The organism is Bacillus sp. EU63, assembly GCF_038592915.1.
Classification (GTDB): Bacteria; Bacillota; Bacilli; order Bacillales; family Bacillaceae; genus Bacillus; species Bacillus velezensis.
Genome location: NZ_CP151944.1, coordinates 3,530,057 through 3,547,798, shown reverse-complemented (window position 1 = coordinate 3,547,798; position 17,742 = coordinate 3,530,057). Strand labels below are relative to the sequence as shown.

At 47.8% G+C, this 17,742-nt stretch carries 16 protein-coding genes and 1 pseudogene; 5 read left to right on the top strand and 12 right to left on the bottom strand.

What is annotated here, in order from left to right; translation table 11 throughout:
- The first annotated feature begins 12 nt into the window (after nt 1-12).
- Together NYE38_RS17735 and NYE38_RS17730 are read left to right on the top strand one after the other, a co-directional pair.
- A pseudogene (locus NYE38_RS17735) lies at nt 13-904 on the top strand (spore coat protein).
- A 41-nt stretch (nt 905-945) separates the two neighbouring features.
- Entirely contained in the window at nt 946-1,620 is a 675-nt protein-coding gene (locus tag NYE38_RS17730) for a hypothetical protein (protein ID WP_007407530.1), read from the top strand.
- A 47-nt stretch (nt 1,621-1,667) separates the two neighbouring features.
- Here the strand turns inward: NYE38_RS17730 and NYE38_RS17725 are convergent, their stop codons facing one another.
- Both NYE38_RS17725 and alsR read right to left on the bottom strand, forming a co-directional pair.
- Nucleotides 1,668-2,999, bottom strand: a complete 1,332-nt coding sequence (locus tag NYE38_RS17725) for an arsenic transporter (RefSeq protein ID WP_289394735.1) — start codon at nt 2,997-2,999, stop codon at nt 1,668-1,670.
- Between the two features lie 195 nt (nt 3,000-3,194).
- Nucleotides 3,195-4,103, bottom strand: a complete 909-nt coding sequence (gene alsR, locus NYE38_RS17720; protein WP_007407528.1) for an acetoin biosynthesis transcriptional regulator AlsR — start codon at nt 4,101-4,103, stop codon at nt 3,195-3,197.
- Between the two features lie 156 nt (nt 4,104-4,259).
- Here alsR and alsS point away from each other — a divergent pair, with 156 nt between their 5' ends.
- From alsS to NYE38_RS17705, 3 genes are all read left to right on the top strand, one after another.
- Nucleotides 4,260-5,972, top strand: coding sequence for an acetolactate synthase AlsS (gene alsS, locus NYE38_RS17715; protein WP_003151317.1), 1,713 nt, complete (start codon nt 4,260-4,262; stop codon nt 5,970-5,972).
- Nucleotides 5,973-6,032: 60 nt separating this feature from the next.
- A complete protein-coding gene (gene budA / locus NYE38_RS17710) occupies nt 6,033-6,800 on the top strand; it encodes an acetolactate decarboxylase (RefSeq protein ID WP_003151318.1) in 768 nt (255 codons plus the stop codon).
- Between the two features lie 102 nt (nt 6,801-6,902).
- On the top strand, nt 6,903-7,427 hold the full coding sequence (locus NYE38_RS17705; protein WP_129093791.1) for an NAD(P)H-dependent oxidoreductase: 525 nt from the start codon (nt 6,903-6,905) through the stop codon (nt 7,425-7,427).
- Nucleotides 7,428-7,551: 124 nt separating this feature from the next.
- Here the strand turns inward: NYE38_RS17705 and NYE38_RS17700 are convergent, their stop codons facing one another.
- The 10 genes from NYE38_RS17700 to NYE38_RS17655 form a co-directional block, all read right to left on the bottom strand.
- Complete coding sequence (locus NYE38_RS17700) at nt 7,552-8,085, bottom strand: SH3 domain-containing protein (RefSeq protein ID WP_024085887.1); 534 nt, start codon at nt 8,083-8,085, stop codon at nt 7,552-7,554.
- A gap of 60 nt (nt 8,086-8,145) precedes the next feature.
- A complete protein-coding gene (gene rbsB / locus NYE38_RS17695) occupies nt 8,146-9,063 on the bottom strand; it encodes a ribose ABC transporter substrate-binding protein RbsB (protein ID WP_021494847.1) in 918 nt (305 codons plus the stop codon).
- A gap of 13 nt (nt 9,064-9,076) precedes the next feature.
- Nucleotides 9,077-10,048: a ribose ABC transporter permease RbsC gene (gene rbsC, locus NYE38_RS17690; protein WP_012118605.1), complete on the bottom strand. Its 972-nt coding sequence runs from the start codon at nt 10,046-10,048 to the stop codon at nt 9,077-9,079.
- Nucleotides 10,038-11,531 (bottom strand): sugar ABC transporter ATP-binding protein, encoded by a 1,494-nt coding sequence (locus tag NYE38_RS17685; protein WP_017418780.1) that lies wholly within the window; start codon nt 11,529-11,531, stop codon nt 10,038-10,040. Before NYE38_RS17685 ends, rbsC begins: the two co-directional genes overlap by 11 nt.
- Nucleotides 11,532-11,547: 16 nt before the next feature.
- The gene (rbsD, locus tag NYE38_RS17680; protein ID WP_007407521.1) at nt 11,548-11,943 is read right to left on the bottom strand and encodes a D-ribose pyranase; all 396 of its coding nucleotides are present in this window, start codon (nt 11,941-11,943) and stop codon (nt 11,548-11,550) included.
- A complete protein-coding gene (gene rbsK, locus NYE38_RS17675; RefSeq protein WP_129093790.1) occupies nt 11,940-12,821 on the bottom strand; it encodes a ribokinase in 882 nt (293 codons plus the stop codon). Before rbsK ends, rbsD begins: the two co-directional genes overlap by 4 nt.
- Nucleotides 12,814-13,803, bottom strand: coding sequence for a LacI family DNA-binding transcriptional regulator (locus NYE38_RS17670; protein ID WP_159354671.1), 990 nt, complete (start codon nt 13,801-13,803; stop codon nt 12,814-12,816). The genes rbsK and NYE38_RS17670 overlap by 8 nt, the downstream gene beginning before the upstream one ends.
- A 93-nt stretch (nt 13,804-13,896) precedes the next feature.
- Complete coding sequence (locus NYE38_RS17665; RefSeq protein WP_159354670.1) at nt 13,897-15,030, bottom strand: Ger(x)C family spore germination protein; 1,134 nt, start codon at nt 15,028-15,030, stop codon at nt 13,897-13,899.
- Complete coding sequence (locus tag NYE38_RS17660; protein WP_172869590.1) at nt 15,020-16,111, bottom strand: endospore germination permease; 1,092 nt, start codon at nt 16,109-16,111, stop codon at nt 15,020-15,022. Before NYE38_RS17660 ends, NYE38_RS17665 begins: the two co-directional genes overlap by 11 nt.
- Nucleotides 16,101-17,570 (bottom strand): spore germination protein, encoded by a 1,470-nt coding sequence (locus NYE38_RS17655; RefSeq protein ID WP_172869592.1) that lies wholly within the window; start codon nt 17,568-17,570, stop codon nt 16,101-16,103. Before NYE38_RS17655 ends, NYE38_RS17660 begins: the two co-directional genes overlap by 11 nt.
- Nucleotides 17,571-17,742 lie beyond the last annotated feature (172 nt).

Here is a 17,742-nt window from a genome sequence, read left to right as displayed (position 1 = left end):
GGAGGACAATAGATGAAACGCAATACGAAGCGGCATCGGTCTGATGACAACTTTTTGCATGCGATGGAAGGAAAAGTGATTACTGTCTACCGGGGAGGCCCGGAGTCCAAGACAGGGATTAGCAGACATTCAATCGGATTATATCGCTCTTCAGGTTGATAATAAAATCGTTTATTATCAATGGAAACACGTGAAAAGTGTGACGGAAAATACGAGTGAAACCGTATCGCCGGCCGAAGCGGCAGAATGTGAAAAAGCTGATGATTTTCAAGACCTGATCAGCCGGATGACCAATCGCACGGTGCAATTGAATCAGGGAGGTCCGGAATCGAAAAGAGGAAAGCTTCACGAAACAGGGGATGATTTTCTCGTGCTGGAAACGGAAGATGACGGAATTGTATATTTTAACGCCGACCATGTCAAAAGCATCAGCGCGGAACAAGAAGAGGACGGCCAAGAGGAGGAGCGCCCGGAATTTGAAATGGCTGATGATTTTCACGGCATATTTAAACGCCTGATCCACAAATGGGTATCCATCAACCGCGGAGGTCCTGAAGCCGTTGAAGGTATACTTGTGGATAATTCCGACGGCCACTACACTCTTGTGAAAGATAAAGAAGTGCTGCGGATCTATCCTTTTCATATCAAGAGCATCAGTGAAGGGGCAAAAGGCGCAGCTAAAAAAGAGGAGAATAAAGACGACGAGAATAAAGGTGAGAAAGAGAGCGCCGAAGAAGAAAAGCCGCATGAAGAAGAATCACGCGAAGAGAAGCGTACTTCCTCTAAAAAGTCGAAAAGATCATCAAGATCCGTTCGATCCTCAAAACGGGAGAAAGAGGTCTCTTATAGCTACGCCACTGTATTAAGGACAATAGATTATCGGTGGAAACGCGGCCGTAAATGATTGGAAAGATTGTCCGTAAACGCGGGAGAGGGGGGAATGAAATGGCTGGATTAAGCAGATTTCTGGATAAACAAGTCGATATTGAGATATCGGGGAATACGACATTTTCAGGAACTCTTTTGGATATCGGTCAGGATATCATTGTGATTCATGACGGCCGGACGTTTCTTTATATTCCGCTGCTGCATCTTCAGCGGATGACATTGACGCTCCCGGACGAAGAGAATAAAGAACCGTACGCAAGAAAAAAAAGTCCGCATCCCGAAAAACAGGAACATTCATTTTCTTACCGGAATACCCTCCAGCATATAAAAGGCAGATTTACAGAAATATTTGTTACGGGAGACCGTTCCATTCATGGGTATGTGACAAGTGTTTTAAATGATTATTTTGTTTTCTTCTCTCCGGTTTATAAGACTCTTTTCATCTCGATGCATCATTTGAAATGGCTGACACCCTATTCCGATGAGCAGACGCCGTATACATTAAACAGTTCAGAGCTGCCGGTTGTTCCCGCTAATGTGCCCCTTGTCCGGAATTTTGAGGAGCAATTAAAAAGATATATCGGGAAGCTGATTATTCTGGATTTAGGAGATATACCGAATAAAGTGGGGCTGTTGCAGGATGTCTCAGATAATATTCTTGAATTGACCAATGCAGACGGCGATACTGTTTTTTGGAAATTGAATCATTTAAAGACCATGCACCTGCCATAAATGATAAAACTGCCTCTCTTATACAGCAGGCAGTTTTTTTATGGGAGCTAAAGGTAAATCCAACTGATCCAAACATATAAAACGGTAATGGTAAACACGACGGTGAGAGGGACAACGATAATGGTCGTTTTGATATATTCTGACCAAGAAACTTTTTCGCCGTGCTGTCTGATGATATGCATCCAGATCAGCGTGGCTAATGTCCCGATCGGCAGAAGCAATGATCCGATATCACTGCCGATAATATTAGCCAGATAAATGATTTTTACGGTTAATGGGTCGATGGACATTTCAGTTAATGTCAAAGTGCTGATCATTAAGGCGGGATGGTTATTGAACAAATTAGAGAGGACGGATGTAGCAATGCCCATAATAGATGCAGCGTGGGCAATGCTTTGTGAGACATAAGGTTCAATAGACTGAACAAGCAGCGCCGTCAGTCCGATATTATGCAGTCCGTAGATGATAATGTACATCGTGAAGGCAAAAATAAAGATATGCCAAGGCGCTTTCCTTAATAAGTCTGCCGATCCGATTTTTAAATAAAACCATCTCCAGCCAAGCAGGATGACTGAACTGATGACAGCCACGAGCGAAACGGATATGCCGTTGTAAGAAGCTGCAAACAGACTGATCCGGACGAACAATACAAATGCCAAAACACAAAACATGATGTTCGTACGGCTGTTTTGGATCGGGTCTGGCGGAGGCTGAAGCGGGTGATATCGTTTGTGTTCCAGCGAATCAAAATGAACCGGAATATCGGGGAGCTGTTTCGGCAAACGGCGGTAAAAAACGGCAAACAGCAGCAATGCCATAAACACCAGTCCCAGCGTGCCGGGGATAAACATCATATTGGTGTACAAATAAAGGTCCATGCCTATCATTTTGAGAGAAATTAAATTGACGATATTACTGACGCCGATCGGGGTGCTTGCCGCCGTCGCAATTAATACGCCGCTTATTAAATACGGTGTTTTCTGATGTCTTTTAAGTCCGAGATATTGTAAGACCAATAGTAAAATAGGAGTGGTGATTAAGACGCTGCCGTCATTATTCAGAAAGAGCGTCATTGAAAAACAGAGCAGGTTGGTCAGCCAAAAAAGCCGGATGCCCGATCCCTTGGCGCGGTGAAGCAGTTTGGCCGCCGCCCAGTTAAAAAAACCGAAGCTTTCCAGCGCGATCGCCATAATCATTGTGGAGATAATGGTGATTGATGCTCCGGTGACTTTTGACCCTATATCCCCCAAATCATGAAAGGAAACGGTTCCGCATAACAAAACGAGAATGGCGCCCAGCGACGCCGGAACGGCTTCATTTAATCCCCCGGGTCTCCAAAATATAAAAATAATGGTCACAAAGAAAGAAATCAGGGTCAAAATGACGGTAATATGTGTAATGTGTTCTGCCTCCTTTTAGATGGGTCATTGCCGCCCCGTTATTTTTATCCCTCCTGATCAGTTGTACTGTATGTATACGGGTACAGGTCGTAAGGTGTACTGAGCGTTTCTACCAATTTAGTAAAATTCCATAAAAGCACAAAAAAAAGAGGCTGCTTTCGGCGGCCCTCTTTTTTATGCATTTTCCTTATCCGCCTGCAATAAAGCCTGACGTTTATTCATAATATCCAGAAAATGTTTCAGAATCGGGTTTTGATTATCCTTGCGGTAGGCAATGACCCATTCGGCAGTGAGCTGCACCTGATTAATGCCGCGGTAGGCGACTTCGAGATTAAACAGCTTTTTAGCAGAAGAAGGCACGAAGGTTACGCCGATACCGGCACTAACCAATCCGATCACCATTTGATACTCCGTCGCTTCCTGAACGATTTTCGGTTTGAAGCCCGCCTGCTCGCAGTAGTTTACAAACTCTAGGTATAAAGTCGGCCATGTTTCTTTCGACAGTGTGATAATCGGTTCATTTTTTAAATCCTGAATGTCGATTGTCTGTTTAGCGGTAAGCGGGTGCTGCTTCGGCAAAGCCAGAATGCACGGACTGCTCTGCACCTTTTCCATATGTAACGCGGAATGCTGTAAAGGCGGATGAAGGATGCCGATATCAATGTTCCCCTTCAGAAGTTCTTCCTGCTGTCTGAAAGAAGAAATTTCACGCAGATCAAGCTTGACGGAGGGGAATTTTTCGCGGAATTCCCGAATGATCGGCGGCAGAAATTCATATGTGGCCGAGCCGACAAAACCGACGACAAGGCGGCCGAGCTCTCCCCGCGCCGTTCTCTGCGCCATTTCAATCGCTTTGTCTATTTCTTCGATCGCGTTTCTGCTGTGTTTTAAAAAACTTTCTCCGGCAGCTGAAAGCTCTACAACCCGTTTCGTGCGCTTTAATAAGGTCACGCCGACTTCCTTCTCAAGCTGTTTGATCTGCTGGCTGAGAGGCGGCTGTGTCATATTTAACCGAAGCGCAGCTTTGCCGAAATGAAGTTCTTCGGCAACGGCAATAAAGTATTGAAGATGGCGAAGCTCCATCCTTATCCATTCCTTTCTCTTTGTTAATTATTCGTGAAACATATTAATCATACGGCGAATTGATATTGGAGGTCAATTTCCAAAGAGTGTATAGTGAATAATATCACAAATTACTTAAAATTTTATATTTAATATGCATAATAAGGAGTGAGGGTGTTGGCAAAAGCAACAAATGAACTAAAAACCTCTGAAAAAAATCGGGGGGCGGAGCTTGTTGTTGATTGCTTAGTGGAGCAAGGTGTCACACATGTTTTTGGCATTCCGGGTGCAAAAATTGATGCAGTATTTGATGCGTTAAAAGATAAAGGACCTGAACTGGTTTTATGCCGTCACGAACAGAACGCTGCATTTATGGCTGCGGCTGTCGGAAGACTGACTGGAAAACCAGGCGTTTGTCTCGTTACTTCAGGCCCGGGGGCATCCAACTTGGCGACCGGCTTGTTAACGGCTAATACAGAAGGTGATCCGGTAGTGGCGCTGGCGGGTAACGTAATTCGCGCAGACCGGTTAAAACGGACACACCAATCATTGGACAATGCGGCGCTATTTCAGCCGATTACAAAATACAGTGTAGAAGTACAGGAAACAGGGAATATACCAGAAGCGGTAACAAACGCCTTCAGGGCAGCGTCAGCAGGTCAGGCAGGCGCGGCTTTTGTGAGCTTTCCGCAGGATGTTGTGAATGAAATCACAAATGTGAAAAACGTACGCAGCGTGCCGGCGCCGAAACAAGGCCCTGCACCGGAAGAAGCGGTCAGCGCGGCTATCGCGAAAATCCAGACGGCGAAACTTCCCGTTCTGTTAGTCGGCATGAAAGGCGGAAGACCGGAAGCGGTAAAACAAATCCGCAAACTGCTTGCCAAAACAAAACTGCCTTTCGTAGAAACGTACCAAGGGGCCGGCACATTGTCCAGAGAGCTGGAAGACCAATATTTCGGCCGGATCGGACTGTTCCGCAACCAGCCGGGCGATCTTCTGCTTGAACAGGCGGATGTCGTATTAACGATCGGTTATGATCCGATTGAATACGATCCGAAGTTCTGGAACGTAAACGGTGACCGTGCTATTATCCATCTTGACGAAATTCAGGCCGATATCGATCATGCCTATCAGCCGGAATTAGAATTATTAGGCGATATCCCCGCTACGGTTAAACAAATTGAACACGACGCTGTGACATTTGATATGGGCAGCCGTGAAAAAGAAGTGCTGAGCGAATTAAAACAGATGCTCTCAGACAGCGAGAAGGCGCCAAGCGACCATAAATCCGACAGAGTGCATCCTCTGCAAATCGTCCAAGAACTGCGCAATGCAATTGATGACGACGTAACCGTCACTTGCGATATCGGTTCTCACGCGATCTGGATGTCCCGCTACTTCCGCGCTTATGAGCCGCTGAAACTGTTGATCAGCAACGGCATGCAGACATTGGGCGTAGCGCTTCCTTGGGCGATTGCCGCCACATTGGTGAATCCGGGTGAAAAAGTCGTATCCGTTTCAGGAGACGGAGGATTCCTGTTCTCTGCAATGGAATTGGAAACGGCAGTCCGCTTAAAAGCGCCGATCGTTCACCTTGTATGGAATGACAGCACATATGATATGGTCGCATTCCAGCAGATGAAAAAATATAACCGTACATCATGCGTAGATTTCGGAAACATTGACATCGTAAAATATGCAGAAAGCTTCGGCGCCACCGGCTTGCGCGTTGAGTCACCGGAACAGCTGGCAGACGTGCTGCAAAAAGGCTTGAACACAGAAGGCCCTGTCATCATTGACATTCCTGTCGATTACAGTGACAATGTCCATTTATCAAGCGACATGCTTCCGAAGCAATTCAAAGAAAAAATGAAAGCAAAAGCTCTCTAGCACTCTGCGCACCATGACCTGTTTTCTAAAACAGCCCAATTTAAAAGGAGTGAAGGGAATATGAAAAACGCAAGCGACATCCATATGATGAGCCGCGGAGAAAAAGGCTCACCTGAGGATCAGATCTATCAAGTATCCACCATGACATCTCTGCTGGACGGAGTATATGACGGAGATTTTGATATGGCTGACATTCCGAAGTTCGGTGATTTCGGAATCGGCACGTTCAACAAACTGGACGGCGAATTAATCGGATTTGACGGCGAATTTTACCGTCTGCGCGGCGACGGAACGGCTACGCCTGTTAAAGGCGGAGACCTGTCACCATTCTGCTCATTCACATTTTTCACGCCGGACATGACGCATACGATCGACGGCGAAATGACCCGTGAAGAATTCGAGCAGGAAATCGCCAGCCTTCTGCCTAGTAAAAACTTATTTTATGCGATCCGTTTAGACGGCGTATTTAAAAAGGTGCAGACAAGAACGGTAGAACGCCAGGAGAAACCGTACGTTCCGATGATCGAAGCGGTGAAAACACAGCCTGTGTTCAACTTTGACGACATTCAGGGTACAATCGCCGGCTTCTGGACGCCGGGTTACGCAAACGGCATCGCTGTTTCCGGATATCACCTGCACTTCATTGATGAAGGACGCAATTCCGGGGGACACGTGTTTGACTATGTCATTAAAGATTGTAAAGTGACCATTTCTCAAAAAATGAATATGAACCTCAAGCTTCCGAATACGGCGGACTTTTTCAACGCAAATTTAGATAATCCGAATTTTGCGAAGGATATCGAAACAACCGAAGGAAGCCCGGAATAAAATAAAAAAGAAAGCCTCATTTTTCTCGGGGGCTTTCTTTTTATTTGGCTGAACCGGCAAAGATTAGGTAAAATACAGTCAAAAGGGAAAGGTGTGGTAGCTGTGAAAGTATTGGTATTAGCGGTTCATCCTGACATGGACAACTCAGCGGTCAATAAGGCGTGGGCAGAAGAATTAAAAAATCATGATGACATCACGGTCCGTGAGCTTTATAAAGAATATCCGGACGGGAAAATAGATGGGGAAAAGGAACGGCAGCTGTGTGAACAGTATGACCGGATCGTATTTCAATTCCCGCTGTACTGGTACAGTGCGCCTCCGCTTTTAAAAACATGGATGGATCATGTGCTGGCGTATGGCTGGGCTTACGGTTCCAAAGGAAAGGCGCTGCACGGCAAAGAATTGCTGCTGGCTGTTTCCGTAGGTGCCGGAGAGGATGCATATCAGGCAGGCGGGTCTAACCATTTTTCACTGAGCGAGCTCTTAAGGCCGTTTCAGGCAATGGCTAATTTTACGGGTATGACCTATTTGCCGGCTTTCGCGATGTACGGGGTAAGCACCGCCGATGCTGCGGCTATCCGTGATAATGCCAAACGCCTGGCGGATTACATAAAGAAGCCATTTTAGAGTCGTATGCATTCATCTTCATCCGACAATATTTCCTGAGAAATATTTCGAACCTTAGACGTTTCTGACTGCTCAAGAAAGAAAAAACGGATTTCGCGCTGAATTTGCGAAATCCGTTTTGATATTATGTCAGTTTTTGCAGATCTTTTGTGCTGATATATCCCGTTGCGCCCCCGTAATCGACAAGCGCCCAGCCGAAATCAATGCCGCCGCCGGCTGTCTTTTTCCATCCGAGGAAAGAAACGCTCGTGTTTTTGGCAAGGGAAGCTTTGACCGCTTGTTTGTCTGTATATACTTTTGTTTTTGCCGTCGTTTTTACGGTTGTTGCTTCTTTAACAATATAATGAGTAGATACAAATCCTGTTTTTCCGTTTTTATAATGTACTTTTGCCCAGTCAGCGTTCTGGAATGAAACGATCTTTAAGCTGTCGCCTAAATGAAGGGTATCAGCTCTCGGACTGGCTGCTGATGCTTTTGTTCTCACGTTCAATGCTTCCGCGGAAACGAGATAAGAGTCAAGCGGGTAGCTGTACAGATCGTCAATTTTGACTGCTTCTTGCGCGTGTGTCTCGGGAAGAGGCGTTATTCCGGCAGCTGAAGCCGCTGATATTCCCGCTGCAAGGGTCAGAATGGATGCCGCTTTGGCTGTTTTCTTCATCTGTATCTCTCCTTTTACTTCATCCTTTCACGTTTTACCGGAAGTCTAAACATCGGCCGGTTATTTTTGCGTTTGAAGTTTCAATGGAGCGGAAATGGTTTTTTTGACTTTTTCTCCTTTGAGCACCTGCTCCGCCGCTTCGGCCGCCAGTTTTCCGATCAGCTCCGGCTGCTGGGCGACCGTGGCTGTCAGCTTCCCGTTTTTAATGGAAGAAATCGCATCTTTATTTCCGTCGAAACCGACGACCAAAATGTGTTTGCCCGAGCTGTTAATCGCTTCGAGCGCGCCGAGTGCCATTTCATCATTATGGGCGAACACGGCTTTGATATCCGGATGTCCCTGTAGAAGGTTTTCCATAACGGTCAATCCTTTTGTACGGTCAAAATCCGCCGCTTGCTTTGTTACGACATCCAGCTTTTTGTCGGCAATATGATGAAAGCCCGTTCCGCGTTCCCGTGTCGCGGATGCGCCCGGCACCCCTTGCAGTTCAGCCACTTTGGCGCCTTTTCCGAGCTGATCGGCGAGGTAGTCAGCCGCCATTTCTCCTCCTTTGACATTGTCAGAGGCGACAAGCGTTTCGACTTTGCCGTGTTCGGCTGAACGATCAAGCGCAATGACGGGAATGCCGAGGGAATTTGCCGATTCGACGGCTGTTGAAATCGCTGATGAATCGGTCGGATTGACCAGCAGCGCATCGACTCCCTGCTGGATCAAATCTTCTACGTCATTTGACTGTTTAGATGAATCATTTTGGGCATCGACAATAATGACCTTCATCCCCCGTTTTTTGGCTTCCTTTACAACGCCTTCTTTTAATGAAACGAAGAACGGATTGTTCAATGTAGAGACGGAGAGCCCGATAGTGAATTCTTTTTTATGTTTTGTGTTTGACGGTTTTGCCCATTGAGGCGGTTCAAGTGAACAGGCGGACAGCAAAAACAGTGATAATGCCGCGATCGTGATGATGGCTTTCTTCATAATGGTCCTCCTACTATGCCGATTTTTTGCGGTCCAGCAGCACCGCGATTAAAATGACGATTCCTTTGACGACGAGCTGATAAAAAGATGATACGCCGAGAAGGTTCAAGCCGTTGTTCAGCGTTCCGATAATCAAAACCCCGATCAGCGTACCGATGATGCGCCCTCGACCGCCGGACAGGCTCGTTCCGCCGAGAACGACCGCTGCGATGGCGTCCAGCTCGTATGATTCCCCGGCCGTCGGCTGTGCGGAATTTAAGCGTGATGTCAGAATCGCTCCTGCCAGCGCCGATAATAAACCTGTCAGAGAATAGATCATGATCTTGATGCGGGGCACTTTGATTCCCGATATCAGCGCCGCTTTCTCATTGCCGCCGATGGCGTATGTCCGGCGGCCGAACGGTGTTTTGTGCAGAAGAACCCACAGGGCCGCAAATGCAATCAGCATCGTAATGGCAGGTACGGGAATGCCGAGAAAATAACCGCGCCCGAATAATTGAAATGCGTAATTTGAACCGAGCCCCGTAATCGGATTTCCGTCCGTATAGACGAGGGTCAGTCCGCGAAAGACGGTCATTGTCGCCAAAGTGGCGATGAACGGCGCCATTTTTCCTTTTGTGATTAATAATCCGTTTATCATGCCGAGTACGGCGCCGATCACGCAGCCGATGATGACGGCTAAGATCGGATCGATGCCTGAGACCATCATACCCGCGACCAATGCGCTCGATAAGGCGAGGATGGCTCCGACAGAGAGATCAATGCCTCCCGTTAAAATGACAAACGTCATTCCGAATGCAATCAGAGCGTTAATCGCAACCTGCCGAAGAAGGTTGAGAATATTGAGGGGTTCAAGAAAACTCGGGTTTAAAACGGAAACGATCAGCACAAGAATCAGTAAGCCGAGAAACGGACCGAGTTTTTGCGTGAAGGTATGAATGGAAAATCGCTTTTGTTCAGTTGATGTCATTGGTTCAGTTTTCATTCTGCTGCCCTCCCGTGGCAAGTGTCATGATGTGTTCTTGTGTTGCGCCGGCCGCATTGATTTCTCCGCTGATGCGCCCTTCGTGGACGACGATGATTCTGTCACTCATGCCGAGAATTTCCGGCAGCTCGGAAGACACCATGATGATGGCGACTCCGCGATCGGTCAGTTCATTCATTAATGAATAGATTTCCCTTTTCGCGCCTACGTCGACGCCTCTTGTCGGTTCATCAAGGATGAGAACTTTCGGGCCGATTCCGATCCATTTGGCGATGACGACTTTTTGCTGATTTCCTCCTGATAAATGCCGGGCGGCGGTTTCCGGAGATGCGGTCTTAATGGTCAGACGCTTGATGAGCAGCTCAACGAACTCCGCCTCGCGTTTTCGGTCAATGATGCCTTTCGGAGAGAAGCTGGTCAGGTTCGGCAATGAAATATTTTCACGAATGGACGTATCCAGCAGCAGCCCTTCATCTTTGCGGTTCTCCGTAATCAGGCCGAGGCCCTTGCGGATGGCATCGTACGGACCCCGAATGCCGGTTTTTCGGCCGGAAATCCAGATCTCTCCGGAATCGAGCCTGTCAATTCCGAACAGCGCTCTCATGATTTCTGTCCGTCCGGCACCCATTAAGCCGGAAACGCCGAGGATTTCTCCGGCGCTCACATGGAAACTGATCTGTGAAAAGCTTCCTTTTTTTGAGGCGTTTTTCACTTCGAGCACCTTATCGCCGAGTGACGGCGTGCGAGTCGGATACCGATCGGTCAGCTCCCGCCCGACCATTTTTTTGACCACTTCATCAAAATTAGTGTCTTTAATATGCGCCGTATCGACAGTGAGGCCGTCCCGCATAATGGTGATCCGGTCGCAAATCGAAAATATCTCTTCCATTCGGTGCGAAATATAGACAATGGATACGCCGTCCCGCTTTAACGCCGTCATTACGTCAAACAGTTTGCTGATTTCCCGTTCGGTCAGCGCCGCGGTCGGTTCGTCCATAATAATGACTTCGGCGTTTGTCATCAGCGCTTTGGCAATCTCAATCATCTGCTGCTGGCCGACGGAACATTGTCCGGCTTCCCGGTCGAGAGGAAGAGAGACTCCCAGTTTTTCAAGCTGTGATTTTGCTAGCGCTTTCATTTTCTTCGTTTCCAAAACGCCGAACGCCGTCGTCAGCTCTTTGCCGATAAAAAGGTTTTCAAGCACCGTCATGTCCGGCCATATATTCAGTTCCTGATGGATAAAGGCGATTCCGTGCTTTTCGGCTTCCTTTGGATTGGAGAAGCTCATATTTGTTCCGTTTATCGCAATGTTTCCCTTGTCGAGCCGGTGGAGCCCGGTGAGCAGATTCATTAACGTCGATTTGCCCGCTCCGTTTTCTCCCATTAAAGCGTGGATTTCTCCCGGCAGAAGCTCAAATGAGACGCCCGAGAGCACTTGGTTTTTGCCGAATGCTTTATGAATGTCTGTCATGCCGATGTGCATGCTGGATCCCTTCTTTCTAGAAAATCACACCCGCCTGCAGGATGCAGTTGGCGTATGGTGTCATTTCACCCGTTCGGATGACGGCTTTTGCTTTCTGTGTGAGCCGTTTGAATTCCTCGTGGGACATGTACTCGATCGTCTGCGCTGAGAAATGGCTTTCTATGAAACTTGCATTCTCGGGATTTGCGTCTTTGATCTCGGAAGCGGCTATCACCTTTTCGACTGCCATCTCCCCGGCTACCAGGCTGGTCACGTCCCGAAAGGCGGGAACGCCCGCCGTTAAGGACAAATCAATTTTAGGGACGCCGTCAGGGACGGGGAGACCCGCATCGGCGATCGCGATGAGGTCTGTATGCCCGAGATCGGCTAATACTTTGGCAATGTGGCTGTTTAACATTCCGTGTTTTTTCATGACAGCAGCTCCTCAACTTCTTTTCTGGCCGGCATCCCGCCTTGGGCGCCGAAGTGCTGCACGGACAGGGAGGCGGCGCGGTTGGCAAACAGGAGCGCTTGCTCGATGTCCCGTCCTTCCGCGAGTGCGACGGCAAGTGCCGCATTAAAGGTATCGCCGGCTCCCGTCGTGTCGACCGCTTCTGCAGGGAAGGCGGGAACAAGCCGTTCCTTGGTGCCGTCTGAGTAGCGTACGCCTTGTTTTCCTTCGGTAATGAACAGCTTGCCGGGATAGCCGGCAAGCGCTTCTTCTTTCGTCCGGTCAGGAAATAAAATGGATGCTTCATGTTCGTTCGGCGTAAGATATGCGGCATCCTCAATCGTCGATTGTTTCAGCGGCCGGGCCGGCGCGGGATTCAGGATAACCGGAATTTGCTGCGCGCGGCAGTAGCTGCATACTTCTTCAACGGTTTCTTCAGGAATCTCCTGCTGGATCAGCACGATATCAATGCCGGGAAGTTTTGCCAGCGCACTTTTGGCATAATCGGGGGAGATGTCATCGTTTGCGCCTTTTACGACGACGATGCTGTTGTCTCCTTCCGCGAGCACAATATGAGCCGTTCCGCTTTTTTTATGTGTAACCGTTTCCATATAGTCTGTATTGACACCGTTTGCCTTCAGGTTTTCAATAATCGCTTTTCCGTAGCTGTCATTGCCTGCTTTTCCTACCATATATACGTTTGCGCCCAGGCGGGAAGCGGCTACGGCCTGATTTGCGCCTTTTCCCCCGGGCACGGTTTGAAAGTCTGTGCCCAGTACGGTTTCTCCGGCTTTCGGGCGCCGATCGGATGTGACGACCAGATCCATAGAACAGCTTCCGATAACACAAATTTCACTCATGGTGATCATCCTTTCTCGTCGTTTGTCTTCTTATGTAAGTCACGGGCATTTGAATGGCAGTCTCTTTCGGCGGCTCTTTCTTTATCAATTGCAGCAGCAGGTTTGCCGCTTGTTTTCCCATCTCATATGAAGGCTGGCGGATGGTTGAAAGAGGCGGAAACAAAAGCCTGCTCTGCGGAATATCGTCGTATCCGATGATCTGAATCTCCTCCGGAACTTTTTTGCCGAGCCGCAGCGCCTCATGGAGGACGGCAGCCGCCGCAATGTCGTTGCTGGCAATGACTCCGTCGGTTTCAGGGTATGCTGCAAACAATTCTTCTGCTAAAATGGCGGCATCCTTGATGGAAAATGAAGCGGCGGAGATGACATTGAACTGCGCGCCCGCTTTTTGCAGCACATCAAGTGCGCCGTTAAAACGTTCCTGAGCGGTCGGAAGGTGGGCTGGGCCTTTGACAAGCGTGATGCTTGTGCTTTTGCCGCGAAGCATTTCCTCAGCCGCCCGTTTTCCGCCTGCCCGTCCGTCACTGAATACGGATGGGGCGCCTTCTTTTGTCCGGTCCAGAAATACGACCGGGTAAAGGCTGCCGCTGTATTCGGGAAGATCGGGGTAATGGGTGGCCGCCAAAATACCTGCAACTTGATTTTGTTTAAATGTTTGCAGGTAGTCGAGTTCTTTTTCCAATTCTTCATCGCTGTTGCCGATGATCAGCCGGTATCCTTCCCGCTGCAACTCGTCTTCAGCCCCGCGGGCAAGCTGAGGGAAAAAGGGATTCGTAATATCCGGAAGCAAAAGCCCGACCAGTCTGGATTCTCTTTTATAAAGAGAGCGGGCAACTTCATTCGGATAATAATTCAGCTTCTCCATGGCAAGCATGACCTTCGTTCGTGTATCTTCATGCACGTAGCCGTTGTCATTGAGGACACGCGAAACCGTGGCAACTGAGACGCCGGCAGCGCCTGCGACATCTTTAATCGTTGCCAACAAACACTCCTCCTTCATTCATGTAACCGTTTACATAAAAAGAGTAACACGAATCATTTCGGTTGGCAACAAAAAAAGAGACCGGGGTCTCTTTTAGTTCACGATGCCGATTTGTGAGATATCCACTTTGATATCAGGGATTATCTCGATGGAAGGATAGACCCCACGCCAATTGAGCCGCTTGCCCCGCTCATAATAATGGGTTTGATAGTTCCGGCCGATGCCGAGGATATCCGAGTTGTGCTCCTGAATATGGCTGATCACCGATCTGGCCTGGCTGTTCAAATTTGCTGAGGCTTGTTTGTTTATTTGGTCGATTGCCGTATAAGAATTCAGCTTGTCCTTTGGATATTCCAAGACGCGTGCATTCAGTTTTAAACGGATTTTCACTTTTATATGCTGCGGATCTGTATCTATAAATACAATCTTTCGCGTGGCATCCGTGATGCCGAGAGAAAGATAATTTTCAATATCCATTTTGTATTTGTCCCACAGCTTCAGATTAATATTAGCCGATTTATTAAATTGCCCGCTTAAAAGGGTCAGGAGGGTCGAATCCTGACCGAGCACCTCAGTCACTTTCCGCTGGCCGCTGAACAGGGCAGAACCCTCTACCTTTATCGTCTGTCCGTTAATCGATAAATAAGGAAGGGCGAAATCCTTATCAGCCGTCAGCATGCTTGAACGGATGGATTGCAAATTCTCCATGCTGATATTTGATTCCGCATTAGCGCTTGTTAATAAATTCGTTAAATACTTGCTGACGATCAATTTCTGCCGGACGATCAGCTTCAGCACTTCAATCGCCTCGCCGTCTTTTACAACCGCCGGATGAGCGAGAAGCGGGCTTTTCGGATCTCTGTAGAAGACATCGAGATAAGGAAAAAGCGGTTTTTCCGCCATTTTCTCACCGATTAATAAGACTCTTTGCTTGGACGTGTCAATGCGCTGATCGACAAGCTTATCCAATTGAAACCGCGCTTCACGGATGGTGTGCCCGGAAGCGCTGAGCACCGTCGTAATGAATGAGCCGCCCGTTTCCTGTTCCGCCTGGGAGGACTGAACCTTCCGATAGGTGATGCCGATTTTATTTTTACCGTCCTGATCAACATCAAGGCTTGCGGTCAGCACGAGAGAAATATCTTTCAGCAAATTTTGATCCCAGCAGCCCGCAAGTGTCAGGCTTGCGCACATGAGACTGATAAGAACCGCTTTTTTAATGCGCATGGCGGACACCCTTTTTGCGTACAAGGACAATCAATACCATAAACAACGGAAACAAATACACAAACACAATATCGGAAATGCGGAAAAACTGATCCAGCTGCTGTATCGTTTTATCCGTGCTTGTGGCCCAAATAGACAGAAGGAAGACGAGCAGGGCCAGCGGATAAACAAACCGGCTGTGGTCTTTTTGATTGAACAGCTTGGCGATGCCGGTGCTTGCCAAGTAAAACACGTTGGCCAGCGTTGAAAAGACGGTCACGAACCAAAACGTCAAAAAGAGCAGATCCGTCCGTTCGATAATTCTGAATGAAACGGTTTTTAACAGGTACAGCACAGGCTCCGGGATCATTTTTATTTCTTCGGGGCTGATTGTGACAAAGCAAGTAAGGGTGATATACAGGTAATAAAGGATAATCAAGATGTTTGAAATCGTCAGTATTTTGTAGCGCTGGCTGACGGTGCAGTTGATTAGGGGCCCGATCACGAGCGCCGCCTGAAAGCCGGTAATGCTGACAAGTGTTTGCTGCACTCCGGTAAGCATGTCTTTTGCGGTTCCGTGAAAAATCGGCATAATGTATGTGATATCGGCTTTTCCCAGCGTGTATAAAATCGGCAGAGAGATCAGCAGCAAAAACGGCGTTAAAATAAAGCTGAACCTGGCGATCGCATTCAGCGGAGCCTGGGCGATATAGACAGAACCGAGGATCAGCATTAAGCTGATCACCCAATTTGGAGTCTGAGGGAGCACCCAGATATCCAATATCCGTGTAAATACAGAAAGAATGAGCGTGCAGAGAAACGCGAAATATAAAATATACAGCACCTGCACCCCTTTGCCGGCAAGTGTTCCGAACACCTCCTCCAGCATTTCGTACAGGTTCAGCTTCGGAAACCGGTGAAATAATATCATATACAGGCTGAATGTAAGCTGGACGAGCAATCCGGTAAGCAGAATGGAAATCCATCCGCTGCTTCCCGATTTCATCATCAGTAAATGGGGCAGCGCCAAAATGCCGATGCTGATCTGCGTCTGATTAATGAAAAACACGCCTTGAAGCGGGCTTATTTTTTTAGGCTTCATCTTTTCTCCACCCCCGAACATGTTTCATCTGCTTTGAGTCTTGCGGTCTCAAATAAAAAGGCCTTCTTTTAATAAACCAAGCCGGCAGCCGGATAAATGCATCCTTCAAGTCACTGAAATGAAACGGCGTCAGCGATGATAAATAAGGAACGCCGAGTGATTCAAGCTTGCACAGGTTCATCAGAATAAGCCCGAAGCCGAGTGCGATGCCGATAAAACCGAACGAGGATGCCAGAAACATAAGCGGAAATCTGAGCGTTCGGATGGAGGTGCTCATTTCATATGAAGGAAGCACAAAAGAAGAAACGGCCGTAACGGCTACGACGATAATCATCATATTAGAAATGAGTCCCGCCTGAACGACTGCGTCACCGATCACGAGACCGCCGACAATGCCGATCGTCTGACTGATCGGTTTCGGCAGCCTGATACCGGCTTCGCGGATCAGTTCAATCGTAATCTCCATAATCATGGCTTCTATCAGCGGAGGGAAGGGAATATCAACAATCGAATTTTTCATGGTGATAATCAGATCGTTGGGAATGACTTCAAAATGAAACGCAATCAGCGCGATATAAAAAGCGGGCAGCGTAATCGCGATCATAAAGGCGAAAAATCTCAGCACTCTTAAAAAACTGGCGGAAATCCATCTCGTGCTGTAGTCATCCGGCGATTGAAAAAAAGAAAAGAATGTGATCGGCGCAATCAAAGCCGACGGGCTCCCATCCATCATGATCAGCACACAGCCTTCCATCACGCATGCTTTTGCTTTATCCGGCCGTTCCGTATGAATGATCTGCGGAAAAATGGAAAACGAATTATCTTCTATTGATTCCTCGATAATCCCGGGCGCAAGCACGCTGTCTATACGCAGGTATGACAGGCGCCGCTTCACTTCCTCCACAATCTCCGGATTGGCGATATTCTCAACAAAGATAACCGCAACCTTTGATTTGGCTCTTTCCCCGATATCCATATAATGAACGGAGAGATGGCGGTCCTGTATGTGAAACCGCAGCTGATGAATGTTCGTTTCCAAACTTTCCACAAACCCGTCATGGGCGCCGCGGACGATACTTTCAGATTCGGGTTCCATAATGGAACGCAGCGGATTCTGCCCGACGGAAAACAGCTTCGCTTTCATCGATGCATCGCTGAGAAAAACAACCTGTCCGGCCAAAATCCCGTCAATGAGTTTTCTGATTTCATCCGTTTCCGCACTGCTGACGGCATTCATCGTTTCCTCAAGCGGGCCGTTCTGCAGGGTGTCGCTTAACAGAAACTCATTCAGCTTCTGTTCTTCTATCATTTGTTCAATATAAAAGAAAGCGGTATGACGGTCCTGCAGTTTGATCCTTCGTATTTTAAAATCACCGCAAACACACATCAGCTCCTGCATTTCCCGTACAGCCGATTCAAAATCGCCGGGAATCCGTTTGTTTTGTTTATCCGCAGACATCAGACCGCCTCCTTTCCTGGTTATCTGTAGTTTTCAGCGGGTATTCCTTTTTTATGCATTTTATAAAATAGAGGAGTTCCTCGATGGTTTTACCAAGAACTTCACAATTATGGATGAATATTTCTTGAACGAATATAAAGATTTATTAAAATTATTTCAAAAGAGTGATAAA